A 25566-nucleotide genomic window follows, 5' to 3' on the forward strand; every position below is an offset into this window, starting at 1 on the left:
ACCTGAAATGACCGCATTGATCGACCGCCGGACCCTTTTGCGCGGCGGTGCCGCCCTGGGCGGGACGGCAGCCCTCGCCCCCTGGTTTCCGGCCTGGGCGCAGCCGGTATCGGCCGGCATCGTGCGGCCGCTGCCGACCGTGTCCGGCGACGACATCCATTTGCGCATCGCTCACCAGATGCTGACGATCGACGGCCGGACAAGCCACGCCATCGGCGTCAACGGCACCGTGCCCGCCCCGCTCATCCGCCTGCGCGAGGGCCAGACCGTCCGTCTGCATGTCGAGAACGCGCTCGACGAGGACAGCTCGATCCACTGGCACGGGCTCATCCTGCCGTTCCAGATGGACGGCGTCCCTGGGGTCAGCTTTCCCGGCATCAGGCCCCGCTCGACCTTCACCTATGAATTCCCGGTCAGGCAGGCCGGCACCTATTGGTATCACAGCCATTCAGGGCTGCAGGAACAGCTCGGCCATTACGGCCCGATCGTCATCGATCCGGCGGGGGAGGACCCGATCCGGTCGGATCGCGAACATGTCGTCCTGCTGTCCGACCACAGCCAGCTTCACCCCCATATGATCTTCAAGAAGCTCAAGCTTCAGGGCGGCTATTTCAACTACCAGAAGCAGACGCTCGCCGGCCTCCTCACCGGCAAGGACCAGCCGCTCAAGGATCGCCTGGCCTGGGGCGGCATGCGCATGGACTCGACCGACGTCTCCGACGTGACGGGCTCGACCTATTCCTACCTGGTCAACGGCCACGGCCCGCAGGACAACTGGACCGGCCTGTTCACGCCGGGCGAGCGCGTGCGGCTGCGTATCATCAACGCCTCGGCAATGACGACCTTCAACGTCCGCATTCCCGGCCTCAGGCTGACCGTGGTTCAGGCCGACGGCCTGAACGTCCGCCCGGTGACCGTCGACGAGATCCAGGTCGCCGTCGCAGAGACCTATGACGTCATCGTCGAGCCCGTCGACGACCGTGCTTACACGCTGGTCGGCGAGACCGTCGATCGCTCGGGCATGGCCCGCGCCACGCTGGCCCCCCGCGCGGGAATGGCCGCCGAGGTCCCGCCCCTGCGCAAGCGCCCCGTCGCCACCATGAAGGACATGGGCATGGATATGGGCGGGGATATGGGTGGGGGCGACATGGCGGCGATGCCCGGCATGGACCACGGCGCGTCACCCGCCCCGGCCCCAGCCTGTGCACCCGAACATGCCGCGATGGGCCATTGCACGCCCGCGGCTCCCGCGGGAGCACCTGTGGTCGACCATGCCGCCATGGGCCACGGTGCGGCCGGATCGGGCGGCATGAAGCATTCGATGCGTGATTTCTCCAACGCGCCCGGGGTCAGCAAGACGCCGACCGTCCAGACCATCTCGCCGATGCCCGTCGATCGCACCGGGGAGCCTGGCCAGGGCCTGGTCAATGTCGGCCACAAGGTGCTGGTCTATCGCGACCTGGTCGCGGTGGATCGCAACCCCGATGTCCGCGCGCCCGATCGCGCGATGCAGATCCACCTCACCGGCAACATGGAACGCTATATGTGGGCGTTCGACGGCCAGAAGCTGAACGAGGTGAAGCACCCGATCCCGTTCCTGAAGGACGAGCGGGTCCGGGTCACGTTGGTCAACGATACGATGATGGGCCACCCGATCCATCTCCACGGGCATTTCTTCGAACTGGTCACCGGGCACGGCGAATACGCCCCGCGCAAGCACACCGTGCAGGTTCAGCCCGGCGGCACCGTGACCTTCGATGTCACCACCGACGCCGTCGGCGACTGGGCGTTCCACTGCCACCTGCTCTACCACATGCATGCCGGCATGATGCAGGTCGTGACCGTTCGGCCGCGCGGGGGAGACCAGGCATGAACCCGCTCCTGCTCCTCGCGACCGCCTCGGCGATCGCCCTCGCCCCTCCCGCGGCGGCGCAGACCATGGATCATTCGAGCATGCCGGGCATGGCCATGCCGGCCCAGGTTAAGCCGAAGGCGAAACCGGCGACGCGGTCCGGGAAACCAAAGGCGAAGCCCGTCAGCAAAGCGGCCCGTAAACCCATCGTGCCCATCGCTACGCCCGATTGTCCGCCCGAGCACGCGGCGATGGGGCATTGCACCCCCGCCGGATCGACCCCGCCAGCACCAACGCCGACCGATCCCCATGCCGGCCACGACATGTCCTCGATGCCCGGCATGAACCAGCCCGCCGCGCCGGCGACGCCGGTCGCCACCGACCCCGATTGCCCACCCGAACATGCAGCAATGGGTCATTGCACGCCGGCCGCCCCCTCGACTCCCTCTCCCGCCGGCCAGGACATGGTGTCGACGCCGGGCATGGAACAGGCAGCGCCGGGCCATGGCGCGAGCGGCACCGCCCTCCCCCCTGGCAACGCCCCCGCGCCGGCCGCCCCTTCGGCTGACTATGCCGATCGCATCTGGGGCACGGACTCGATGCGCGGCGCGCGGGATACGGTGCGCCGCGAACATGGCGGCGCCACCTTCTCGCAGATCATGTTCAACCTCGCCGAATATCAGGCAAACAAGGGCCGCAACGGCTTCCGCTGGGATGCCGAGGGCTGGTTCGGCGGCGACATCGACCGCCTCGTCGTCAAGTCGGAAGGATCAGGCAGCTTCGGCGAGGGCGTCGGGCATGCCGAGGTCCAGGCGCTCTACAGCCGCGCGGTCGGCCCCTATTTCAACCTCCAGGCCGGTATCCGCCACGACATCCGGCCCGATCCGTCGCGCACCTATGCGACCATCGGCGTCGAGGGGCTCGCCCCTTATTGGTTCGAGGTCGAGGGCGCGCTGTTCCTCTCGAACAAGGGCGACCTGCTCGGGCGGGTCGAGGGCTATTATGATCAGCGCATCACCCAGCGCCTGATCCTTCAGCCCCGCGCCGAGATCAACCTGGCGGCGCAGGACGTGCCGGAAAACGGCATCGGCGCCGGCGTGTCGGACATCGAGCTTGGCCTCAGGCTCCGTTACGAACTCGCGCGCGAATTTGCCCCCTATGTCGGCGTCTCCTGGGACCGCAGTCTCGGCCGTACCGCCGATTTCGCCCGCGCCGCCGGGGAACGTCCGTCCTCGACCAGCTTCGTGGCCGGCGTGCGCGCCTGGTTCTGACGGCACCGGGTGGAAGCATCCCTTGGAAGGAGACATGCAATGAAGTCGATCCGAATGCTGGCGACCGCCCTTGCCCTCGCGATCCCTGCGGCGGCGATGGCTGCGGGCCCGATCGTCGTCCACCGCGACCCGGGCTGCGGCTGCTGCGAGAAATGGGCCGCGCAGGCCAGGGCTGAATTCAAGCGCCAGATGCGCATGGTCGACGACGCCAACCGCGCGACGCTGTCGGCGCGGTACGGCATCCCCGCGCAGTTCGTGTCATGCCACACAGCGATCGTCGACGGCATGGCGTTCGAGGGCCATGTCCCGATCGCCGAGATGAAGCGAGTCCTCGCCCAGCGCCCGCGCGGCGTCGCCGGGCTTGCGGTCGCCGGCATGCCGATCGGCTCGGCCGGGATGGAAGTGCCGGGCACGGCGCCACAGGCCTATAGCGTCATGGCCTTCGGGCCGGCGGGGCAGAAAGTCTATTCCCGACGCATCGGCGCAAAATAACCCGGTCTCGGTGCGCCCGCCGGCGTGCCGGCGGCGCCCCTTATTTCTCGCGTCGCCGCTCGGCGATGTAACGGTCGACCTGCTCCTCGAGAACGTCGAGCGGCAGGGCCCCCTGGCTCAGTACCGCCTCGTGGAAATCGCGGATGTCGAAGCGTGAGCCAAGCACCGTCTCGGCGCGCTTGCGCAATTCGGCGATCCTGAGCTGGCCGACCATGTAGCTCGTCGCCTGTCCAGGCCAGTTGAAATAGCGGTCGACCTCTCTGGCAATGTCGGTGTCGGAGACGGAACTGTTCGCGTGGAAATAGGCGATCGCCTGCTCGCGCGTCCAGCGCTTGGCATGGATGCCGGTGTCGAGCACCAGCCGGATCGCCCGCCACCCCTGCAGGGACAGCATGCCGAACCGCGAATAGGGGTCCTTGTAGACGCCCATCTCGTCCGCCAGCCGCTCCGAATAAAGGCCCCAGCCTTCCATATAGGCGCCGTAGCCGCCGAACTTGCGGAACTTCGGGATGCCGGCCAGTTCCTGCTGGCGCGCGATCTGGAAATGATGGCCGGGCGCGCCCTCATGGCTCGCGATCGCCGCGACCTGCACCTTCTGCGACTGGTTCATGTCGACCAGGTTGACGTAATAGATGCCTGGCCGCGATCCGTCGGCCGAGGGCTGGTTGTAGAAGGCGGTCGGCGCGGTCGCCTCGCGCCATTTCTCCACCGCGCGCACCTCGAGCGGCGCCTTGGGCAAGGTGCGGAAGAAGCGCGGCGCCACCACCATCACTGACGCGATCACCGCGCGGGCATCGCTCAGATAGTGCTCGCGGCCTGCATCGGTGTTCGGATATTTGAACTGCGGGTCAGTGCGGATATGGTCGAAGAACTGCTCGAGCGTGCCGTCGAAACCGACCTGCCGCTTGATCGCCTCCATCTCCTGCCTGATCGCGGCGACCTGGCGCAGGCCGATCTCGTGGATCTGGTCGGCGGTCAGGCTGGTGCTGGTCGAGGCCTTGAGCCGATCGGCATAATAGGCCGCGCCGTTCGGCAGGCTCCACGCCCCGAAATTGCCCTTCGACTGCGGTTCGATCTCGTCGAGCGCAGCGATCAGCACGTCATAGCCATGGCGGAACGGCCCCGTCAGCGCGACGCGGGCATCGGCGAGCAGCCTCGCCTTGACCTCGGCCGGCGCGTTCAGGGCGGCGACCTTCTTGGAAAAGTCGGCCATCAGCGTCGAATCCGGGCCGGTGTCGAACGGCGCGCCGGTGATGATCTTGCGGGCGTCATTTCGCGCCGGCGCGAAATTCACCTTGTTCGGCACGATGCCGGCGGCCGCCTGCTCGCGCATGGTCGCCACGACCTCGCCCATCACCCGATCGGTATCGCGCAGCCGCGCGATATAGGCTTCGGCGTCCGGGACATTGTCGATCTTGTGGTTGTTGATCAGCAGGACCGGAATCTCGCCCGCCGGGCTGCCGTTGGTCGATACGGGAAAACGGAGGTTGCGGAACTGGAACTCCTCGCGGCCACGCGCTGCCTCATATTCGAACAGGCGATAGCTGACGCGCGCGCTCTCGCTAAGCTGGTCGGGGCGGAAACGGGCATGCATGTCCTTCAGCTGCCGCTCGGTCAGCGCCAGCTGTCGCACCGCCGCGGCGTCGGTATAGTCGTCAAGCCGGCCGTAGTCGGTCTTGAAGCCGAGCTGGGTCTGCCGTTCCGGGCTGAGCGCCACCTGCTCGTCGAACGCATGATCGAGGAACTCGAGCAGCGCCGCATCCTTGACCCCGGCTTTCGCGGCCGGCGCCGGCGCGGGAGCGGCGGCCTGGACGAGCGGCGTGGTCGAAAGCAGCAACAAGGCGAGAACGGTGCGCATCTAAGTCTCCTGGAGAACGCGTGCTTGTCGCGCGCCGCCTCGCCCGATGCAATGGCCGCCCCGCTGAATGCAATTCGCATAGGGCAGTCATTCATCCGATCACCGTAAGGGATTTATTGAACAGGCCGCCCACTATTCCGCCGACCGTGTAGGGTCGCGCAAATCGACGGTCACCCAGGTCTGAGAAACGATATTCGCATCGCCCGAGCGGGTTGCCATAGCCCCTCCCTTTTGGGTCATCTCACGTAGCGGCAAGGCTATGTTGGGTTGAAGAACGGATCGCTATAGATCGGTGTGGCCCGGTCGCGGCAGGTCCGGTCACCCTGGAACCGGCGGCGAGCATCGGGAGAACCTAAGGTCGCATGAACCCGGACACGTTCGCCACCTCAGTCACCCGGCGGTTCAGATCGCCAGGAATTCGCACGATTTTCGCACAAACGCCGAGCGACCCAATCGCGATCTCGCGGATCGTCACACCTGCTGTATTCACCGAGCGCCTGCCTGCCGAGGCGGCGTATTCGGTCCATGTACAAATGGGGCCGGTCAATACCGGTGAAATGTATATCGATGACCGGCCTGCCGGGCTCGAACCTCAACACCGCGGCTTCGTGAGATTGCTCGACATGCGCAGCGAGCCCTGGGCGCGGATCGACGACAATGCCGATTTCATTCGTTTCCAACTGAGCCAGCGTACACTCGACGATCTGGCTTATGAACGAGGCGAACGCCCCCTCTCGCTCTTGCGGCCGCGGCTCAACATCCAGGATGCAGTCCTGCACAATCTGTGCGCAGCCCTGCTTGCGCGGTTCGACACATACGGTGCATCGGATTCTCTGTTCATCGATCATGTCGGGCTCGCGTTCCATGCCCATGTCGTCGGCACCTATGCCGGCCGGGGGCAGGCTCTACGGCAGCGAGGCGGCCTCGCGCCATGGCAACTCCGGCGCGCCCGCGACCTCATGATGGCCGATTGGGGAAGGAGGCTGACGATCCGCGATCTCGCCGAGGCGTGCGGATTGTCGGTCAGCTATTTCGCCAGGGCGTTTCGCGAAACGACGGGGATGCCGCCACACCAATGGCTGATGGACGAACGGTTGAAGCACGCGACCCGGTTGCTGCTCAATACAGACCTGTCGTTGACCGAGATCGCGCTCAGCTGCGGTTTCAGCGACCAGAGCCACATGACGCGGGTCTTCAGACAAAAGGAACAGCACACGCCGGCGGAATGGCGCCGGAGCAATGCGCGATGAGCCTTTTATGCAAATATTTGCATAAATTTGCGGTGAGTGGGCGGCTTGCCAACCGGTCGCTTCCATCGGATTCGCAAGACGAATATCCAAAAATGGACATGCTGGTACAGGATTTCGGGATGGCGCAATGCAAAGAAGGCGATGCCGGCGCTTCCCAATCTTCCTGACAAGGAATATCAACGATGTCGAACGCGAAGAAGCATCTCCGGCGTATCGGACTTGCGGTTGCGCTGTTTTGTGCGACCGAACTGCCCTTTCAGGCCATCGCACTTCCTGCCCGTCCGCAAGCCGCCAGGACGCAGGTCAAGAACATCATCCTCGTTCATGGTGCATGGGCCGACGGGTCGAGCTGGTCCCGGCTGATCCCGTTGCTGCTCGCCAAGGGCTACAACGTTACGGCGGTTCAATTGCCGCTTACCTCACTCGCCGACGATGCCGCCACGGTGAAGCGTGCTATCGCGCTGGCGGACGGCTCGGTGATTCTGGTTGGTCACTCCTATGGCGGCGCGGTCATTACCGAGGCCGGCAATGATCCCAAGGTCGTCGGCCTTGTCTATGTCGCGGCTTTTGCGCCCGACGCCGGTCAATCGGCCGGCTCTTTGAGTGCCTCTGCTCCGCCGCCACCGATGGGTAGCGAAGCCAGACCCGACGCGGAAGGTTTCCTCAAGCTGACGAGGACCGGCGTGTTTGACGACTTTGCGCAGGATGTAAGCCCGGCGCTGAAGGCGCAACTCTTCGCCGCTCAGGCACCGACCAACGTCAAGTCGCTCGGGGGCAACATCACCGTTGCCGCGTGGCGCACCAGACCGTCATGGTACGTCGTCGCAAGCAACGATCGAGCGATCCAGCCGAGCCTCGAAGCGGCGATGGCAAAAAAAATCAAGGCCACGACCACGACGATCGCCGCCAGCCACGTCGCGATGCTCTCGCATCCTGCGGAAGTCGCAGCGGTTGTGGAGAAAGCAGCCGCCGGCGCCAACTGACCTCCGCGAGGCCGGCCTGGCCGGCCTTTGCTCGTGCGCGATAAATCCGACACCCGGATCGAGGAACAGGGAGCGCGATCCGGGGTCGATCAGAAGGAAGTATCCAGTGACGAAAGCGAAAAGCGTAATTCTCGTCCACGGCGCGTGGGCGGACGGCTCCAGCTGGGCCAAAGTCATCCCGCTGCTTACCGCGCGGGGCGTCAAGGTGACGGCCATCCAGATGCCACTCACCGGTTTCGCTGACGACATCGCCTCGCTCCGCCGGGCGCTTGCCCTGTCCGAGGGGCCAGTTGTCCTTGCGGGACATTCCTATGGGGGCGCCGTGATCACCGAAGCGGGCACCGACGAAAAGGTCAGTGGCCTTGTGTATATTGCCGCGTTCGCGCCCGACGCCGGTGAGTCTGCGGGCTCGCTCGCCCAGACTGTTCCGCCGCCGCCGATGGCGGCCGAAGTGCAGCCCGACGAGAACGGGTTCCTCAAGATTTCCGAGAATGGCATCCGAACCGGGTTTGCACAGGACCTGACCCCGGCCGAGCAGGAGATCCTGTTCGCGGCGCAAGGACCGACCGCGATCGCGTCGCTAGCCGGGGCTGTCTCGATCCCGGCATGGAGGTCAAAGCCGGTTTGGTACATGGTGGCGAGCGAAGATCGCGCGATCCAGCCTGATCTCGAGCGGACCATGGCAAAGCGGATGCAGGCCACCGTTGTAGAAGTGCCGGCGAGCCACGTTGCAATGCTCGCCAATCCCGCGGCGACAGCCGAGTTGATTGCACAGGCGCTTTGAATGAGGGGATGCGGCCAGGCACGACCAGCGGACCCTTTTTCGGGTGATTGCCTCGGTGCCCGGTCGCGGCCCCGTCGATCGAGCCTGGCAGCGGAGAGCGGCCCGCCGCCAGGCAGCGGTATGTGATGGAGGCCGCACGCGCCGATCTTGGCAACCTCAGCGCCTCGATCGCGCAGCGGTTCCGTACGCAACAGGCGACTACACTGTTCGCCCGCCTGACAGCCGATGAACCGATTTCCATTTCGCGCATCGTCTCGCCGCCCGTCCGTACCGATCCCCAGCAACCGTTTGACGGTTACACCATCCCGATATGCATGGCGCCGTTTGCGCGCGGCGAGATATGGATAGAGAACAGGCGTCACGACCTCCAGCCGATCCCCGCGGGAGGCATCTGCATCGTCAATCTCGAATCGAGCCCCTGGGGCGTTCATCACGATACGATGGACGTGGTCCGCTTCCAGATTCCGCGGCGGACGATCGACGAACTCGCATATGATCGCGGCGAGAAGCCGATCGGGCGCATCAGAACGATTTTAGGAGAGCATGATCCCGTTTTCGAAGGCCTGAGCCGCGCGCTTGTCGCCAAGATCGCGCTATACGGCGCGCACGACCGGCTGTTCATCGACAATGTTGCCCTTGCCTTCCACGCCCATCTGGTCCGGACCTACGCACACGCCAGCGACGCCGAATATTTTCGAGGCGGCCTCGCACCCTGGCAGGTGCGGCGCGCCTGCGACCTGATGATGGCGAACCTTGCCGGGGAAGCGTGCGTCGCAGATCTGGCGGCGGCCTGCCAATTGTCGGTCAGCTACTTCTCGCGTGCCTTTCGCATGACGCTGGGCATCTCTCCGCACAAGTGGCTGATGAACCAGCGAGTGCGCTGCGCGCGCGATCTCCTTGCCGGCACCGAGATGACCCTTCCCCAGATAGCGCTTGCCTGCGGTTTTACCGACCAAAGCCACCTCACCCGTGTGTTCGTCCGCAAGGAGGGACACACGCCCGGCCGCTGGCGACGGATCAGACGAGGTGGAATATCAGCCGACTCCATCGGAGCGATCTTTTGAACTGATCGCAGTGTGGCCGTCAGCAACGCGCGCCAGTTTCAGCCAGACAGACGCTGCGGAAGCTCTCCCGAAAGCAACCTTCGTTCATCGATTGGCCGCCGACAAAAATGGGTACTGCCTCTAGCCAACGCGGACTGCAGATTGTTGACGATCGTTTCACTCGAGCTTCCAATGTGAGATGTAGCCTGGAGGAGGATGTGAAACATGGCCGATTCGCAATTGTCCCTAGAACAAATTAGAGAATACTGGGCCAATCTAGCTCAATCGTTCGAGAATAGCATGCCTGGCTATATTTGCTTGTCGGCGAAAGCGGTAAGCGTCCCGCGAGGCTATGAGGTTATGTCGGATAAGAGCCTGGCCACAGCTCGGTCTGCATATGCCAAAAACCTTGAACCTAGCGAGACTCCGGTTCTATTGCACGAGTATATATCTTGGCTCGGCCTTGGCTCCATTAAGCAAGGTTACCTGATCACAGATAGAGCAATCTACAGTTTATACGAAGGCGTGACCCGCAAGTACGAATTTCATAAAATATCGGATATCACGATCTCGGACATGATCCTGTACATCAATGGAACGAAGTTCGCCTTCGTGGGCAGTTCGAGTGGTGTTGCGATCGTCAAGGATTTTCTATCGCGCCTCGCTGGTTTAAATTCCAAGAATGTACAAACTTTTGCGATGGATCAGAGGGCGTCCGAGCACTGCGACATTGCAGGTATTAGAGCGGAGATCGGTCCAGATGAACCCATCCAGTCGATACTGAGGCGGCGAGATGATGTTTTAGAGGATGGCCACAAAGTTAGACATTATGAGTGCATCCTCATTATGAGAGATACTCTAATTTCTACCAAGAAATTCACAGGAATTCTTGCTCAGGGGAGTAGCTTCAAGGTCCTTCCGAAGTCCAATTTCACAAAAATACGAATCATTAGCCGATACGAACATCCTCATATCCATTCCCACACGCCGCACGCGGTTTCGCACATGATCAAGGATGCATCCACCGGCAACATTTTAACAGCCGCTGCCTCTGTGGCGGCAGATATCAATCAACACTATAATCCGCCCGCTGGAAAACTGGTCTTCGATGTCTATGCGGAAACTCCCCGCGCGTTGGATGAAGGTGCAGGATATGCCGAACGTCACCGCGTGTTCTATGGTATAGATCCAAGTCGCGAGGAATATATCATCGATTTTCTCAATAGCCTTGGTCTTCCAGTCGAGAAGAGTGGCAAGTCACCATATTAGTGTGGCTTGTGAAGCACCCGATGAACGTCGACCCGCGGTTTGCCATGACTCTTGGGAAAGTATGGCCGCAGCCGCACCAGCTGCTCATCCGTTAGCTATTACAGGTCGCTCATCTCCAGTCTCTTCGTAGAGCCTGAATCGGATCGCGCCTCGAACAACAATGGGTCTCGACTCTAGCCGATGTGAGCATCCGCAGAGAGTCTCTGCGAATACTGAAGCTGACTGAACGAAGGGCAGCTTTCCGAAGTTCGCTCCCCGAAACCCGCACGTCACTAAACGGCCCAATCCAAGCCAAAAACGGAAGCTCAACAAATGGCAGAAGTTGGGTGAGCCGGGAGAGGCATGAACGTCGCTCTACGAGCCCTTCCACAGCGAAACACTGGGCAGCTTATGTCAGAACAGCGGTGCCGCCATCGTCAGGAGGTTGTCGACGAAGCGGCGTGGCAGCGACCGCTCCGCCAAGCAGTCGCGATCGATCTCAATTGATTCGGCGAGCCAGCGCTGCTGGTGCTCGCGTACCTCGGTCGCGAGGGTGGCGGATTCGAACAGCACATTGTTCTCGAAGTTGAGGTCGAGACTGCGGCGATCCATATTGGCCGAGCCGACAAGCGCCAGCACATCGTCGACGACCAGTGTCTTCGCATGCAACAGGCCGCCGCGAAACTCATGGATATGGGCGCCTGCCCGGGCCAGAACGGGATAATAAGCGCGGCTGATGGCGCCGACGATGCGACTGTCGTTCCGCTGGGGGAAGATGATGGTCAGCCGCACACCGCGTCGCGCGGCGGCGATGATCGCGTTGAGCAGCGGTGGGTCGGGTGCGAAGTAAGGGGTCGTGATCACCGCTTGCTTGCGCGCGGCGGCTAGGACGGCGACGAAGATGTTTGTCATCGTTGCATGAGGCGACAAGGGCCCGGTTCCGACCGCGATCGCTGGAAATCCGTTCGGGAGGGCTTCCGGGATATCCATGGCCAGCGCTGCCCGCATGTCTTCACCGGTCTCCGCCATCCAGGCCGAGGCGAAGATCAGTTCGGCCTGCCGGGCGACGGGCCCTTGGTAGCGAACGATGATGTCGACCCACGGCGCAAATTTGCGCTTCGGGAGAAAGGCCGGATCAGCGCAGTTCTGACTGCCGCACCAGGTTATCCGGCCATCGATCACGATAATTTTGCGATGGTTGCGCAGATCAATGCGGTGGCCAGCGAGGAAGCCCAGACCGAGCGGGGCCGGTAGCGACGCATACAGGCGAGCCCCCGCCTCACGCATCTTTTTCCACTGATGCGACCGGATCAACGCGCGCGAGCCGATGGCGTCGGCGACGATGCGGCATATGATTCCGCGCCTGGCCGCGCGGCAGACCGCGTCAACGACCTTCGTGCCGTTGTGATCGCCCAGCCATATATAGAAGGACAGGTGGACGGTGTGCGTGGCGGCGTCGATATCCGCCACGATTGCGGTGATCGCCGCATCGGCCCCGGATGCGACCTCCGCCATATTGCCGATCGACACTGACCATTGGCTCGCCGCTTCACAAGTGCGAAAGGCACTCTCGCTCGTAGGAGATAGCGTATTGCCCACCGCCTGCGGAGCGTAGGGCAGCAGTGCTTCATAAGCGTCGCGCGCCCGTCGGTGAAACGCGGCGGAAATCCACGGCTCACCGAACAGCAGGTACAGGATCGTACCGACACCCGGCAATGCGAGAAGGAGAAGAAGCCACGCCGCTCGCGCATAAGCGTCGCGTCCGTCCAGCAGGATCGCGCGGAAGATAACGCCGAGGTGGACGGCAGCCAGCATCAGCCATATCGTCATGTTGAGGCCGCTCATGCGTCATCCTGATTTATTGGCGCCAGCCAAGGTAACCAGCGTAGCGATACGCACCGGAACACACACGTCATTCCGCTACGCGACAGATACCGCCCTCGGAAGGTCACCCGCACTATCGGCTCTCGATTCACACTTCCGCTCCGCCATGTCACGCAGCCGCCATGGACAATCCGGCCCCCTCAAGACCCGATCCCGGCACAATGTTGAATCAAGCAGGGGCGATTCCCATGCGGATTCGCGGCGCGCAGGGGAAAGTTTTGCGGAATAATAGCGCAGTTTTCCGCTGTTATGGCGTAACAGGGAAAACATATGTCAGGCCGTTGAAATCGCGCGGAAATAACCGGACGAAAATCCAACATAACAGCGGAAGAAAAAACGAAAGCGGGAAAATCGGGACGGACGGCGGGTGGCGCCGCGGCAAAGCCGCGTCGTCGAACGACTCGGTCGAGGACAAGCTCGACCGGTCGCCGGCCGGCGACGACACCATGCGCGTCCAGCTCGGCGATTGCTGCGCAATCCCCTCCCTGGCCTTACGCGTCGTCGCCCATCCTCAGGGCGGCAATGAACGCCTCCTGCGGAATGCTCACCGAGCCATATTCCCGCATCCGCTTCTTGCCCTCTTTCTGCTTGTCGAGCAGCTTGCGCTTGCGGCTCGCGTCGCCGCCATAGCATTTCGCGGTCACGTCCTTGCGCATCGCCGCGATCGTCTCGCGCGCAATCACCTTGCCGCCGATCGCGGCCTGGATCGGGATCTTGAACAAATGGCGGGGAATCAGGTCCTTCAGCCGCTCGCACATGCCGCGACCGCGCGCCTCGGCGGTGCCGCGGTGGACGATCATGCTCAGCGCGTCGACCGGCTCGTTGTTCACCAGGATGCCCATCTTGACCAGGTCGCCCTCGCGATAGCCGATCTGGTGATAGTCGAAGCTGGCATAGCCCCGGCTGATGCTCTTCAGCCGGTCGTAGAAATCGAACACCACCTCGTTGAGCGGCAGTTCATAGGTCGCCTGCGCTCGACCGCCGACATAGGTCAGGTTCTTCTGGATGCCGCGCCGGTCCTGGCACAGCTTCAGGATCGATCCGAGATATTCGTCGGGCACATAGATCACCGCCTCGATCCACGGCTCGGCGATGCTCTCGATCTTGTTGGGATCGGGCATGTCGGCCGGGTTGTGCAGTTCGATATGCCCACCGCCATGAGTCAACTCGATCTGATAGACCACCGACGGCGCCGTGGTGATCAGGTCGAGATCATATTCGCGGGTCAGCCGCTCCTGGATGATCTCCAGATGCAGCAGCCCGAGGAACCCGCAGCGGAAACCAAAGCCAAGCGCGGCGCTGGTCTCCATCTCGAAGCTGAAGCTGGCATCGTTCAGCCGCAGCTTGGAAATGCTCTCGCGCAATTTCTCGAAGTCGTTGGCGTCGACCGGGAACAGCCCGCAGAACACCACCGGCTGCACTTCCTTGAAGCCGGGCAGCGGCTCGGCGGCGGGGCGCTTGGCATCAGTGATGGTATCGCCGACCCGGGTCTGCGCCACTTCCTTGATCTGCGCGGTGATGAAGCCGATCTCGCCCACGCCAAGCTCGGTCAGCTGCTCGATCTTGGGGCGGAAGCAGCCGACCCGGTCGACCAGATGCAGCGTGCCCGTCTGCATGAACTTGATCTGCTGGCCCTTCTTCAGCACGCCAGCCATCACGCGGATCAGGATGACGACGCCAAGATAGGGGTCGTACCAGCTGTCGATCAGCATCGCCTTCAGCGGCGCGTCGGCATCGCCCTTCGGCGGCGGAATACGGGTGACCACCGCCTCGAGCACGTCCTGGATGCCGATGCCGGACTTAGCCGAGGTAAGCACCGCATTGGACGCGTCGAGGCCGATCACCTCCTCGATCTCCGCCTTCACCTTGTCGGGGTCGGCGGCGGGCAGGTCGATCTTGTTGATAACCGGCACGATCTCATGGTCATGCTCGATCGACTGATAGACGTTCGCCAGCGTCTGCGCCTCGACGCCCTGCGCCGCGTCGACGACAAGGAGCGCGCCTTCGCACGCGGCAAGGCTGCGGCTCACCTCATAGGCGAAGTCGACATGCCCCGGCGTATCCATCAGGTTGAGCTCATACTCGATCCCGTCCTTCGCCTTGTAGGCGAGGCGTACCGTCTGGGCCTTGATCGTGATGCCGCGCTCGCGCTCGATATCCATGTTGTCGAGCACCTGCTCGGACATCTCGCGGTCGCTGAGGCCGCCCGTCGCCTGGATCAGGCGATCGGCAAGCGTCGACTTGCCATGGTCGATATGGGCGATGATCGAAAAATTGCGGATTCGGGAAAGGTCGGTTGACATGATCGGACGCGCGTTAGCAGCCGCGGCGCCGGATGCGAAGGGGGGTCTCGCTTCATGCCTCCCCGAACGCCCGGCCGCGATTTCGTCGCGGCGATCGACTCGGCGTCGACTTTCCGTCGCACATGTCTTCGCCATGTCGCAAAATCGCCTACCGCATCGGAGAGGGCTTTGGTAGAAGCCGCGCACAAACGATGCCGGCGGGGGTCCTGGCCGGGCATTTTCATGGAGGATCGCCGTCGTCCGGGCCTATCCGGGGCGGGGTTGAATTCTGGCCCTTCGAAGGCTTGAAGAATGGTGTTTGGGGAGAAAGTTCAATGCGTATTCTGATGATCGGTGTCGCGACTGTTGCGCTGGTGGCAACGGGAGCGCCGGCATTCGCCGGTGGCGGTCAGGCTCGGGCGTCGAAGACGCAGCGTACCCAGGAACAGATGATGACGGACGTGCCGCGCTGCACGCGCAAGCTCGGGACCGTCTCGGTGATGGACGGTGACGATCCCTCTGGCTGGACCCAGTTCCAGCTGGCCGCTCCGCAGAAACTGCTGAAGGTGCTGGTGCAGCGCTCGGGCTGCTTCAATCTGGTCGATCGCGGCTCCGGCCTCAGCGCTGCCCAGCGTGAGCGTGACATTGGCGGCGGCCTCGGCCTGCAGCGCCAGTCGAACGTCGGCCAGGGCCAGATCAAGGCGGCGGATTACGTGCTGGTCGCGGAGGTTCAGGCCGCCAACAGGAATTCGAGCGGCAGCGGGATCGGCGCCGGAATCGGCGGTCTGCTGGGCGGCGGCCTAGGCGGCATCGTCGGCGGCATCAGCTCGCGCAAGATGGAAGCGAACACCGTTCTCTCGCTCACCAACGTCCGCACGACCGAAACGATCTCGACGACCGATGGCTACGCGGCCAAGAACAGCCTGTCCTTCGGCGGCGGTGGCGGCGGTTTCGGCGGTGGAATCGGCGGCGGTGTCGTCGGCGGCGGCTATGACAACACCGATATCGGCCGGATCGTGACGCTCGCGTTCATCCAGGCCTATGCGAAGATGGTCACCGAGCTTGGCCTGGTGACCCCGGGCGCCGCGGGCACCGCCCAGGCCGCGCCGGCCAAGACCTATACCGCACAGGCTCCCGTCGCCCTGCGCAGCACGGCCGCCGCGAACGGCAAGGTGCTCCGCACCCTGCCGGCCGGCGCGGTGATCTATCCCACCGGCAACAAGAACGGCTTGTGGTGGGAAGTCGCCGACGAGAACGACAATGTCGGATGGGTGCTGAACACCAAGCTCGCCCCCACCGGCCAGCCTTGCGGCCAGAGCGTCACCTACAAGTGTGAATAACGGGCAGGCGTGAATAATCGGCTGGCCCCTTCGCGCCCGACGCGGCGCGAAGGGGCCTGTCCAGCATCGCGCGCTGCCGCTACGATGGCGGCAGTTCGCTTCTGGAGACGCCCGATGAAATTCGTCGCTTTCGCCCTTGCCGCTACGATACTCGCCACGGCGCCCGCCACTGCGGCGCTTCCGGTCGGCGCGAAGGCTCCCGACTTCACCACCCGCGCCGCGCTTGGCGGCAAGCAGTTCAACTTCGCGCTCAAAGCGGCCCTGCGCAAAGGCCCCGTGGTCCTCTATTTCTTCCCAGCCGCCTTCACCAAGGGCTGCACCATCGAGGCGCACGAGTTCGCGCTGGCAGCATCCGAGTTCGAGAAGAATGGCGCGACCCTGATCGGCCTCTCCGCCGATCCGATCGACAAGCTCGCGGATTTCTCCAAGGTCGAATGCCGCGAGGCCTTCCCGGTCGGCGTGGCCCAGCCGGCGACCGTCGCCGGCTATGACGTGCACATCGCCAAGGGCAAGACGATGACCAACCGCACCTCCTATGTCATCGCTCCCGACGGCAAGATCATCTTCGTCCATTCGGAGATGAGCCCCGCCGGTCACGTCACCGGCACCATGGACGCGGTCAAGGCCTGGCGCGCCAAACGCCGCGGGTAAACCGCCTGGCCTGCTTCGATTCAACTGCGCCCGCTCATCCTGCATTGGGATCACGGGAACCGCCTGAACACCCGGCCGGTTTTTCCCGATCGTCCTGGCCGGGACATCGCGTGGCGGCTTGCCCCGCCGCGCACGTCCGCTAGCATCGGGCGAAAGACAGGAGAGCGGGTCTTGCGTCATATCGCGATCATCGGTTCCGGACCGGCAGGCTATTACACCGCCGAGGCATGCCAGAAGACTTTCGGCGAGGACGTCCGCGTCGACATCATCGATCGCCTCCCCGTCCCCTATGGCCTGATCCGCACCGGCGTCGCGCCCGACCATCAGTCGATCAAGGGCGTCTCGCGCCGCTACGAAGCGGTGGCGCTGACCGACAATGTCCGCTTTGTCGGCAATGTCAGCGTCGGTCGCGACGTGACGATCGCGGAACTGGGTTCGCTGTACGATGCGGTGGTGCTGGCGACCGGCGCCCCGGCCGACAAGCCGCTTGGCGTGCCGGGAGACGATCTGCCCGGCGTGGTCGGATCGGCGGCGTTCGTCGGCTGGTACAATGGCCATCCCGACTTCGCCGGCCTCAACCCGCCGCTCCACGGGCCCGGCGCCGTGGTGGTGGGTGCCGGCAATGTCGCGCTCGACGTCGCGCGGATCCTCGCCAAGGCGGAGAGCGAGTTCACCGGATCCGACATTGTCGGCCATGCGCTCGACCATCTCGGCACCGCCACCCACGACCGGATTACCATCCTGGCCCGACGCGGGCCGCATCAGATCGCGATGACGCCGAAGGAACTAGGCGAACTCGGCCATCTCGACCGCGCCGTGCCGCATGTCAACCTGGCCGATCTGCCGCCGATCGAGGAGGATGCGGCGCTGGATCCGGGCCAGCGCAAGTCGGTCGCCCACCTCCGCGACTTCGCGACTCGGACTGACCGGAAGCAGATCGATGTTGATTTTGATTTCTATGCGATGCCGGTGCGGGTCGAGGGCGACGGCAAGGCCGAACGGATGATCGTCGAACGCACGGCGATCGACGCCGAAGGCCGCGCCTCTGGCACGGGCGAGACCTATTCGGTGCCCGCCAGCCTCGTCATCAGTTGCATCGGCTATCGCACGCCGCCGATCGACGGCGTGCCCTATGACCAGAAGCTCGGCCGCTTCGCCAATCAGGACGGGCGCATCTCGCCGGGGCTCTACGCCGTCGGCTGGGCGCGACGCGGGCCGACCGGGACGATCGGCACAAACCGTCCCGACGGCTTCCTGATCGCCGAGCATATCGCCGCCGACCAGGCTGGCGACAGCGGCAAGGCCGGACGGCCCGGCCTCGATTCGCTACTCGCTAGCCGAAACGTCGACGTCGTCACCTTCCGCGACTGGCAGAAAATCGAGGCAGCCGAGATCGCCCGTGCTCGTAACGGCGCCCCGCGGGAGAAGTTCACCAGCATCGAGGAGATGCTCGACGCACGTGGCTGAGGCCGGCTTCTTTCGCCGCGCGACGAATGTGGGGTTGATGCCCGCGAAACGCTCGGCTAAGGGCCGTCGCCTTGCCGCGCGAGACAGCGCGGCTCGATCCCTGGTCGGGGAATAGCTCAGCCTGGTAGAGCACTGCCTTCGGGAGGCAGGGGCCGGAGGTTCGAATCCTCTTTCCCCGACCAATGGGACACGCGGATTTCCGCCCTGTCACGCTCTCCGATAGACAAGGATCGAAGGTTCGGTCCGAACCTCGTCGGCTGAATTGAATGCGTCCGCGACCACGCCGGGCACCCCCTGACTGTCCGCCGGCGTCCCGTGGGTTGAGCTCGACTGGAAATCCGCGAACAACGGTTGAGACCATGCCGGGCCAATCCCCTTTGGAATAGTTCGCGCTATCCGCGGTGAAGATAGTCAGGGCAATCCATCATCGTGTCATCGACTATTTTCAGGGTCATTGTTGCGTGACCGTAACGTCTATGACGTCTGTAGAACAAAAATATGGGTGCGAGCTTTCCGCGACCTCGCCGAAAGATCGGACATGACCGGAGGACAACGGCTTACACGCCCGAAGACCATGGCAACGAACAGCTGATCTGCGTAGACGGCGATTGCCCCACATTGTTGCCCACAGGCAACAGTAGCACGCGATAATACGGCATGAAGCGATACAATCCCAAAACGGCCCTATCGGTACTTGACCTTGGCACATGCAGGGATAGCCTCGGCTCATCTAGATAAAACGCTTATATTTCTTATACAAATGGGGGATTACAGGATGGATTCTTGCGTCTCGCGCGCGCGGAAGCGCGCATTCTTGCTCGCCACCGCCGCAACAATCTCGATCGTCATCGGCAACAGCGCACGGGCGCAGGAACACCCTACCGACATGATCCTCGAAGCGCAGGACAACAGGGTTTCAGCGTCCATCATTGACCCTAACATCGTCATCGCCCCGCCTGGCACGTCGGTCACCGATCGCGACCCGGTGAACGTTACCGGTGTCGGCCAAATGATCATCGACCAGAAGAATGGCTTTATCGGCTTGTGCACGGGCACGCTGATCAATCCGCGTACCGTCATCTTCGCGGCGCACTGCGTGAACGAAAGTCCGGCCGGCACGGCGCAGGATCCCTGGGGCTACGGCACCGGGGCCGGCCAGTTACCGATCGGCTTCGGCTTCCAGGCCAACAACAATGTCGCGGGCAATTCGGCCTTCGGCCACTGGCTCAACGGTACCGCCGGGGGCGCGAAGTATCTGACGTCGATTTCCGAGTATATGTATAACGTCAACCAGGTGCAGTATAACCCGCACTCGCTTGATCTCGGACTCGCGAACAATTTCATTCAGGGCGACGTCGCGGTGGCGTCGCTCGATACACCCGCGGCCAACGTGCCGACTTGGGCGCTGCTTTTCTCTGCACTTCCCGCACCGGCCTCCATCAACGACACCACCGGCACCGGCTATCACGTCGTGATCAACGGCTATGGCAATACCGGTACTGCGACGTCGGGCAGCAATGTCGGCGTCGACTATCGCCGCCGTGTGGCCGAGAATTATCTGGGCCTGCTTGGCTCGCTGGACGACATCGACATCGGCCTGTTCGGTATCACGCCGCGCGGCCGCCCGCAGAATCTGTATCAGATCGATTTCGACAGCGCCGGTCATTCCAACCAGTTCGATTTCAATATCTTCAAGGACAACGCGCTGCCCAAGGAAGGGATCACTGGTCCCGGCGATTCGGGCGGGCCGCTGATTCTGGATCAGGCCTATGCCAAGCAACTGGTGATCGCGGTGCTGTCTGGCGGCACGCGCTACTTCGCGCAGCAGCCTTCGGGCAGTTACGGCACGAGCGCCTTCTATCAACCGCTCTATCTGTTCTGGGACTATATCGCCGCCGCCAACCCCTATCGCTATGTCAGCGCTGTCGCCGGTGACGGCGCCTGGACCGACCCAACTCACTGGGTCACCACGGTCGACCCCGCCTACAATGTCCTCGTCAACGGCAAGCTGGTGAACGGCGTACCGACAGCCCCAGGCGACGGCATCGCCGGCACCTCCGGCAAATTCGGCCAGATTTGCGATCAGGAACCTGCCTTCCAGTATGACGTATGTTATGACGTGAAGACCGGCGTCTACTACGATCATGGCGTTCCGCAGGGGAGTAGCGACTCAACCCCGACCGGCACACAGACGGCGGATGCGACCAGGATTGCCGATACGACCAATGACGGCACGCGGGCTACCAAGTCCTCGATAGAAGAAGCCCAGAATGGCAGTCAGGCAACCGGGGCCGTGCAGGCTGCGGCCGTCCTCCCCGCCGCCACCCTGGCCAATGGCCTGCCCGGCGCGAGCAATTTCGTACCGAACAATGTTAATCCGAACGCGGCCAGCCACACCAACGCCCGCTATTTCGACGTGACATTGTCCGCCGCAGGAACGACCACGTTAAGCTCCGCCGTCACGGTGGATCGCTTCACCATGAACGGCCCCGCCGCCAAGCTGAATGTCGCGTCCGGCGGCTCGCTGACCAGCCTGATTAACATCAATCATTTCGACGGCCTGGTCACCAACAATGGCACGATCACGACGATCGGCGATTACCTGCTGCTCAGTGGCGGTATCACCGGCTCGGGCCGTTTCAACACGCCGTTCTTCACAAGCGTGTCGGGCACGATCGCGCCGGGGACGATCGGCACCACCGGCACCATCACCATCGGCGGCAACCTGATCCTCGCGTCCGGCAACCATTATCTGGTCGACCTCGGCCCGAACGGCGTGTCGGACAAGATCGTGGTGGTCCCGAACGGTTCCAGCACGGGGACCGCCAGCCTCGGCGGGTTCATCGGGTTCGCGCCGGCTACCGGCTACACCATCCGCGCGGGCGATACCTATACGGTCCTGACGACCACGGCACCGATCGACGGCACCACCAAATTCATCGATCCGGCACCGCTCAGCGCGATCCTGACACCGCGCCTCACCTATCAGGCAACCTCGGTGTCGGTCACCATCGATGCCGGTCTCTACGCCAATGTCGTGGGCAACACGCCGGTGCAGCAGGCTTATGCGAGGCTGCTCGACCAGGATCGTATCGTCTATAACCGGCTCACCGATCTCTATGGCATCCTGGACATGCAGAATGCCGCGACGATCCGTTCGACGCTCGAGGGCCTAGCCCCACGCGCCGAGACGACTCGTCGGGCGCTGGGCACTGCCTCGGTCGACAATATGGGCCGCTTCTACCGCGACCGCCTCGCCTCGCTCGATCCCGGCAGCCTTGGGGGCACCGTCGCGATGATCGGCAAACCGTTCCAGATCGCCGCGCTTGCCTCGTCTGGCATGCCTGGCACGCCAGAGGTCCGCAGCGACGCCGGGGAAGGCATGGTCGCACAGGAAGGCAGACTGCCCGAAACGATGAGCGCGTTCGTGGCCGGCGGCTATATCGACGGCAACAGCAGCTCGATGCCAACGGCGGTCCCGGTGACAGGCCGTGATCAGTTCCACGGCTTCTTCGTGGCGACGGGTCTCGAAACCGAAATCGGCTCCCGCGGTCTGCTGGGCTTCTCCCTTGCCTATACCGACCTTGACGGCGCGCCGTCGCTGGCCAGCCAACAAGCGAGCAGCACGCTGTACCAGGGCACGCTGTACGGCAAGATCAAGACGACCAGCGGCGCATTCATCGACGCTACGTTCAGCGCCGGCGCGTTCAACTCCCGCACCGTGCGCAACGTCAACCTGGCCGGAACCGGCTATCGGCTGGTCGGCAAGGATCGATCGCTCATGGTCTCGGGTGAAATCGGCGCCGGCACCACCGTCGCGCTCGGCAGTTCGATCGCCCTCGATCCACGCGTCTCGCTGCGCGGCACCCGGATCATGTTCGACACGATCGACGAGACGGGCGGCGGCCCTGCCATGGCCTACAAGCCGGGCAACCTGGACAGCCTTCAGGCTCGCGCCGGCTTCAACGCCCACGGCAACAGCGCGACGGTCAAGCCGTACGTCTCGGCCTATTGGGTCCATGATTTCGCCAAGCAGCCGGGCTTTATCGGCGCGAACTTTGTCGGCGGCGTCGGGCCAAACGCGCTCTTCGCGGTGGCGGGGTCCGACAATGACTGGGCCGAGGTCAGCGGCGGCGTAACCTTCTCGGCCAGCAAGAGGGTCGAACTGTCGGTGGGGGCGAACACCACGGTCGGCCGCAAGGACGTGACCAACCAGAGCTATCACGGAACGATCAGGATCAACTTCTGATCGGGCCGTATGTTGGGGCCGCTTCCATACGGAAGCGGCCCCTTTTCTTTGTGCCGGATCTACGGAAAGACTCAGTCGAGAATTGGAGGAGGGCGCAGATGACGGCTGACGAGATCGAAATCGGCAAGGTGCTCGAAGAGCTTTATGGCACCGTTTCCGGACCGGCGGGTCCGCGCGACTGGTCGCGACAAGCGACAACGTTCCACGAGGACAGTCGACAGATGCGTACCTGGATCGACGCCGCCGGCAAGCCGGCGATCAGGATCATGAGCCGCGACGGATATGCCGCCGACACGGCTCCTTTCTTCGCCGAGAACGATTTCTACGAGATCGAAACCGCGCGGAAGATCAACATCTTCGGCAACATCGCTCATGTGTGGAGTATCTACGAGGCCCGGCGCGCGCCTGACGCGGATGAACTGGATCGGCGCGGTATAAACTCAATCCAGCTCTACAAGGATGAAAATGGCTGGCGCGTCATCAGCATGATCTGGGACAATGAACGCCCGGGCGTGATTGCCAGCCTGTAGAGCAACGAACCACTCGCTCGTTTGACGTCGGGGAAATGGCCGATCATCAGCCTGTTCAAATCGAGCAAGCCGGCTGCACAGGACGGCAGACTCAGCCGGCCGCCTTCTGCCGATCGTCCCCCCGCGACCAGGCGATGAACGCCTCTTCGTCCATCGGGGCGGCGATCGCATAGCCCTGGATCACGTCGCAGCCGATCACGCGCATCACGTCCGCCTGCGACTGGGTCTCGATCCCCTCCGCCACGGCCTCGCAACCGACGCCATGGATCAGGCCGACCACGGCGTGGGCGATCGTGCGCGCCTCCGCATTGTCGGCGATATGCTCGATCAGGCTGCGGTCCAGCTTGACCCTGTCGACCGGCAGGTCGCGCAAGCGCGCAAGGTTCGAATAGCCGGTCCCGAAATCGTCGATCGCAATCGTCGCTCCGTCAGCGCGTAGCAACGCGATCGCCTCGATCACCTCCTCGCTGCAGTGCATCGCCAGCGTCTCGGTAATCTCGAGTTCGAGCAGGCGCGCCGGCGCATTGGCCTCGCGCATCGCCTCGCGTAGCCTACGGAAGAAGCTTGCATGATCAAGCTGGCGTGGGCTGATATTGATCGCGAGCCGTTGCTCGATGCCGATCCGGCCCCAGCGCCCGATCGTCTCCGCCACGGTGTCGATCACCCATTCGCCGATCTCGACGATCATGCCAGTCTCTTCGGCGCGTTGGATGAAGCTGCCCGGGAGCCTGACGCCGTCGCGCGGATGCCGCCATCTGATCAGCGCCTCGGCAGCGACGATCTCACCACTCGACACCGCCACCTGCGGCTGGAAGACGAGGGTGAACTGATCCCGCTCGATCGCCTCGCGCAGATCCTGTTCGAGTTCGGCGCGATCGGCGATCTGACCGGCAAGCTCATCCGTGAAATGCTCGGCCCGGCCGCGCCCATTCGCCTTCGCATGATACATCGCTGCGTCGGCAGCGCGCATCAGGTCGGTCAGGTTCTCGCCATGTTGCGGGCGGAGTGCGATCCCGATCGACGCGCCGATCTCGACGTCGTTGCCGACCAGGTCGAACGGCTCGTTGAGCGCGAAAAGCACGCCGCGCCCGATCCTCGCCGCCTCCGCCGGATCGGCGACGCCGGAAAAGAACATGGTGAACTCATCGCCAGCGAGGCGACCGATCAGCGGTTGCGGCACACCCGTCTCGACCGTCACCCGATCGGCCACGGCGCGGATTCGATTGGCGACCATGCCGAGCAGCATGTCACCCATCGCATGGCCCATCGTATCGTTGACGCCCTTGAAGCGATCGAGATCGATGAAGAACAACGCCGCGCTCATCCCCGGCGCCATGTCAGTCAGCGCGCGCTCGCAAGTCCGGCGGAAATTGGTCCGGTTGGGCAGCGAGGTGACCGGATCGAACATGGCCAGCCGGTGGACGCTCTCCAGGTTCGCGCCGAGTTGCTGGAACAGCCCGTTCATCGCACGCGCCAGTTCCGGCACATTCTCCTCGATCTCGGCGGGAATCTCCCCGTCGAGATCGCCGTGCGCGGCGCGCGTGAGACGGGCGATCGCTGCGTCGATGGCAGCCGCGGTCGAAGCGATCGAGCGTTCGGCGGAGGCCCAGCACATCACCGCGCACACCACTGCCGGGATGAGCGCGCGCGATATATTGTCGATGCCGATCTGGCCGTTGGACGTCGCCACCAGCGCTAGGATGAAGGCGACCGCCCCCGCGCACATCGCGAACACGATTGCACGACTCTTGAGCGACACTCCTTCCATCGCGATCCTAGAGACTCCCCCGGGGGTGGCGGACAAGAATCGTCCGGTCGAACGGCGATCATCGCCGCCAGAGGTTAAGATTTCGATGGCCGCGGTCTGCGCAGAATGATGTAGAGCGCCCCTGACCCGCCATGACGGGGGTGCGCGCCACGCACCGCGGCGATCGAGGACGCATGACGCGATCCGGCCAGCCAGTCCCCCACCGCGGCCCGGATCGCACCACGCGCGTGCGGCCGTTCGCTCTCGGCCCGTGGCGGCTTGCCGGTGACGAGCAGCACCAGGCGGTCGCCACCCCGGATTGCCTCGTCGAGTGCGCTGTCGAGCAGCGCATAGGCTGAATTCAGCGTATGGCCGTGCAGGTCGATCGCGCAATCGGGCGACACCAGCCCGCGCGAAAGCTGGCGATCCCAGCTTCCGTCAAGCGTATTGCCGGGCGCGCGATCCTGTTTCGACGGCGCTGGTGGCTTCTGCACCGGCGGCCTGGTCGCCGCCACGCGCTGTGCCTTTGCCGATGGGGCCTTTGCCGGCGCGGGAGCGGGAGCCGCCACAGGCGGCGGCTTGACCGCCACGCGCGGCCGGATCGGCCGCACGCTCGCCATCACCCGCGCCCACAG

Annotated in this window: 18 protein-coding genes and 1 tRNA gene; 14 read left to right on the forward strand and 5 right to left on the reverse strand. The window is 63.7% G+C overall.

The window, feature by feature from the left end; genetic code table 11:
* The first annotated feature begins 7 nt into the window (after positions 1 to 7).
* From NDN01_RS12505 to NDN01_RS12515, 3 genes are read left to right on the forward strand one after another with little or no spacing between them, the layout of a single operon-like run.
* A complete protein-coding gene (locus tag NDN01_RS12505; RefSeq protein ID WP_272627860.1) occupies positions 8 to 1873 on the forward strand; it encodes a copper resistance system multicopper oxidase in 1866 nt (621 codons plus the stop codon).
* Positions 1870 to 3123 carry a copper resistance protein B gene (locus NDN01_RS12510; RefSeq protein WP_272627861.1) on the forward strand — a complete coding sequence of 418 codons (1254 nt, stop codon included), beginning with the start codon at positions 1870 to 1872 and terminating at the stop codon, positions 3121 to 3123. Before NDN01_RS12505 ends, NDN01_RS12510 begins: the two co-directional genes overlap by 4 nt.
* A 39-nt stretch (positions 3124 to 3162) precedes the next feature.
* Complete coding sequence (locus NDN01_RS12515; RefSeq protein WP_272627862.1) at positions 3163 to 3615, forward strand: DUF411 domain-containing protein; 453 nt, start codon at positions 3163 to 3165, stop codon at positions 3613 to 3615.
* 40 nt (positions 3616 to 3655) lie between these two features.
* On the opposite strand, the gene NDN01_RS12520 is transcribed toward NDN01_RS12515, so the two are convergent.
* Positions 3656 to 5473 (reverse strand): DUF885 domain-containing protein, encoded by a 1818-nt coding sequence (locus NDN01_RS12520; protein ID WP_272627863.1) that lies wholly within the window; start codon positions 5471 to 5473, stop codon positions 3656 to 3658.
* Positions 5474 to 6030: 557 nt separating this feature from the next.
* Here NDN01_RS12520 and NDN01_RS12525 point away from each other — a divergent pair.
* The 5 genes from NDN01_RS12525 to NDN01_RS12545 all read left to right on the forward strand — a co-directional run bounded on the left by NDN01_RS12525 (position 6031) and on the right by NDN01_RS12545 (position 10802).
* The gene (locus NDN01_RS12525) at positions 6031 to 6723 is read left to right on the forward strand and encodes a helix-turn-helix transcriptional regulator (RefSeq protein WP_272627864.1); all 693 of its coding nucleotides are present in this window, start codon (positions 6031 to 6033) and stop codon (positions 6721 to 6723) included.
* A gap of 182 nt (positions 6724 to 6905) precedes the next feature.
* On the forward strand, positions 6906 to 7706 hold the full coding sequence (locus NDN01_RS12530; protein ID WP_272627865.1) for an alpha/beta hydrolase: 801 nt from the start codon (positions 6906 to 6908) through the stop codon (positions 7704 to 7706).
* 106 nt (positions 7707 to 7812) lie between these two features.
* Entirely contained in the window at positions 7813 to 8490 is a 678-nt protein-coding gene (locus NDN01_RS12535; protein ID WP_272627866.1) for an alpha/beta fold hydrolase, read from the forward strand.
* A gap of 125 nt (positions 8491 to 8615) precedes the next feature.
* Positions 8616 to 9554, forward strand: a complete 939-nt coding sequence (locus NDN01_RS12540; protein WP_272628189.1) for an AraC family transcriptional regulator — start codon at positions 8616 to 8618, stop codon at positions 9552 to 9554.
* A gap of 204 nt (positions 9555 to 9758) precedes the next feature.
* Complete coding sequence (locus NDN01_RS12545) at positions 9759 to 10802, forward strand: hypothetical protein (RefSeq protein WP_272627867.1); 1044 nt, start codon at positions 9759 to 9761, stop codon at positions 10800 to 10802.
* A 393-nt stretch (positions 10803 to 11195) separates the two neighbouring features.
* On the opposite strand, the gene cls is transcribed toward NDN01_RS12545, so the two are convergent.
* Both cls and lepA read right to left on the reverse strand, forming a co-directional pair.
* Entirely contained in the window at positions 11196 to 12626 is a 1431-nt protein-coding gene (gene cls / locus NDN01_RS12550) for a cardiolipin synthase (protein ID WP_272627868.1), read from the reverse strand.
* Between the two features lie 530 nt (positions 12627 to 13156).
* Positions 13157 to 14968 (reverse strand): translation elongation factor 4, encoded by a 1812-nt coding sequence (gene lepA, locus NDN01_RS12555; protein WP_272627869.1) that lies wholly within the window; start codon positions 14966 to 14968, stop codon positions 13157 to 13159.
* Positions 14969 to 15282: 314 nt separating this feature from the next.
* On the opposite strand from lepA, the gene NDN01_RS12560 reads away from it, so the two are divergent.
* From NDN01_RS12560 to NDN01_RS12585, 6 genes are all read left to right on the forward strand, one after another.
* Positions 15283 to 16287, forward strand: a complete 1005-nt coding sequence (locus tag NDN01_RS12560; protein ID WP_272627870.1) for a CsgG/HfaB family protein — start codon at positions 15283 to 15285, stop codon at positions 16285 to 16287.
* Between the two features lie 114 nt (positions 16288 to 16401).
* A complete protein-coding gene (locus NDN01_RS12565) occupies positions 16402 to 16938 on the forward strand; it encodes a peroxiredoxin (RefSeq protein ID WP_272627872.1) in 537 nt (178 codons plus the stop codon).
* A 171-nt stretch (positions 16939 to 17109) separates the two neighbouring features.
* The gene (locus NDN01_RS12570) at positions 17110 to 18405 is read left to right on the forward strand and encodes an FAD-dependent oxidoreductase (protein ID WP_272627874.1); all 1296 of its coding nucleotides are present in this window, start codon (positions 17110 to 17112) and stop codon (positions 18403 to 18405) included.
* Positions 18406 to 18510: 105 nt separating this feature from the next.
* Positions 18511 to 18587 (forward strand) — tRNA-Pro (locus tag NDN01_RS12575).
* A 632-nt stretch (positions 18588 to 19219) separates the two neighbouring features.
* A complete protein-coding gene (locus NDN01_RS12580) occupies positions 19220 to 22654 on the forward strand; it encodes an autotransporter domain-containing protein (RefSeq protein ID WP_272627876.1) in 3435 nt (1144 codons plus the stop codon).
* A 98-nt stretch (positions 22655 to 22752) separates the two neighbouring features.
* On the forward strand, positions 22753 to 23184 hold the full coding sequence (locus NDN01_RS12585; protein ID WP_272627877.1) for a hypothetical protein: 432 nt from the start codon (positions 22753 to 22755) through the stop codon (positions 23182 to 23184).
* 91 nt (positions 23185 to 23275) lie between these two features.
* Here the strand turns inward: NDN01_RS12585 and NDN01_RS12590 are convergent, their stop codons facing one another.
* Together NDN01_RS12590 and NDN01_RS12595 are read right to left on the reverse strand one after the other, a co-directional pair.
* Positions 23276 to 24952 (reverse strand): putative bifunctional diguanylate cyclase/phosphodiesterase, encoded by a 1677-nt coding sequence (locus NDN01_RS12590; RefSeq protein WP_272627878.1) that lies wholly within the window; start codon positions 24950 to 24952, stop codon positions 23276 to 23278.
* Between the two features lie 74 nt (positions 24953 to 25026).
* Positions 25027 to 25551: a Smr/MutS family protein gene (locus tag NDN01_RS12595; RefSeq protein WP_443025246.1), complete on the reverse strand. Its 525-nt coding sequence runs from the start codon at positions 25549 to 25551 to the stop codon at positions 25027 to 25029.
* Between the last annotated feature and the right edge of the window lie 15 nt (positions 25552 to 25566).

Source organism: Sphingomonas sp. QA11 (genome assembly GCF_028473665.1).
In the GTDB taxonomy this organism is placed as follows: domain Bacteria; phylum Pseudomonadota; class Alphaproteobacteria; order Sphingomonadales; family Sphingomonadaceae; genus Sphingomonas; species Sphingomonas phytovorans.

Coding starts and splice junctions, on each gene's coding strand:
- NDN01_RS12525 (WP_272627864.1), top strand. CDS start 6,031: ATGTATATCGATGACCGGCCTGCCGGGCTCGAACCTCAACACCGCGGC.
- NDN01_RS12515 (WP_272627862.1), top strand. CDS start 3,163: ATGAAGTCGATCCGAATGCTGGCGACCGCCCTTGCCCTCGCGATCCCT.
- NDN01_RS12510 (WP_272627861.1), top strand. CDS start 1,870: ATGAACCCGCTCCTGCTCCTCGCGACCGCCTCGGCGATCGCCCTCGCC.
- NDN01_RS12585 (WP_272627877.1), top strand. CDS start 22,753: ATGACGGCTGACGAGATCGAAATCGGCAAGGTGCTCGAAGAGCTTTAT.
- NDN01_RS12565 (WP_272627872.1), top strand. CDS start 16,402: ATGAAATTCGTCGCTTTCGCCCTTGCCGCTACGATACTCGCCACGGCG.
- NDN01_RS12560 (WP_272627870.1), top strand. CDS start 15,283: ATGCGTATTCTGATGATCGGTGTCGCGACTGTTGCGCTGGTGGCAACG.
- NDN01_RS12595 (WP_443025246.1), bottom strand. CDS start 25,551: ATGGCGAGCGTGCGGCCGATCCGGCCGCGCGTGGCGGTCAAGCCGCCG.
- NDN01_RS12520 (WP_272627863.1), bottom strand. CDS start 5,473: ATGCGCACCGTTCTCGCCTTGTTGCTGCTTTCGACCACGCCGCTCGTC.
- NDN01_RS12590 (WP_272627878.1), bottom strand. CDS start 24,952: ATGGAAGGAGTGTCGCTCAAGAGTCGTGCAATCGTGTTCGCGATGTGC.
- NDN01_RS12545 (WP_272627867.1), top strand. CDS start 9,759: ATGGCCGATTCGCAATTGTCCCTAGAACAAATTAGAGAATACTGGGCC.
- cls (WP_272627868.1), bottom strand. CDS start 12,626: ATGAGCGGCCTCAACATGACGATATGGCTGATGCTGGCTGCCGTCCAC.
- NDN01_RS12530 (WP_272627865.1), top strand. CDS start 6,906: ATGTCGAACGCGAAGAAGCATCTCCGGCGTATCGGACTTGCGGTTGCG.
- lepA (WP_272627869.1), bottom strand. CDS start 14,968: ATGTCAACCGACCTTTCCCGAATCCGCAATTTTTCGATCATCGCCCAT.
- NDN01_RS12505 (WP_272627860.1), top strand. CDS start 8: ATGACCGCATTGATCGACCGCCGGACCCTTTTGCGCGGCGGTGCCGCC.
- NDN01_RS12540 (WP_272628189.1), top strand. CDS start 8,616: ATGGAGGCCGCACGCGCCGATCTTGGCAACCTCAGCGCCTCGATCGCG.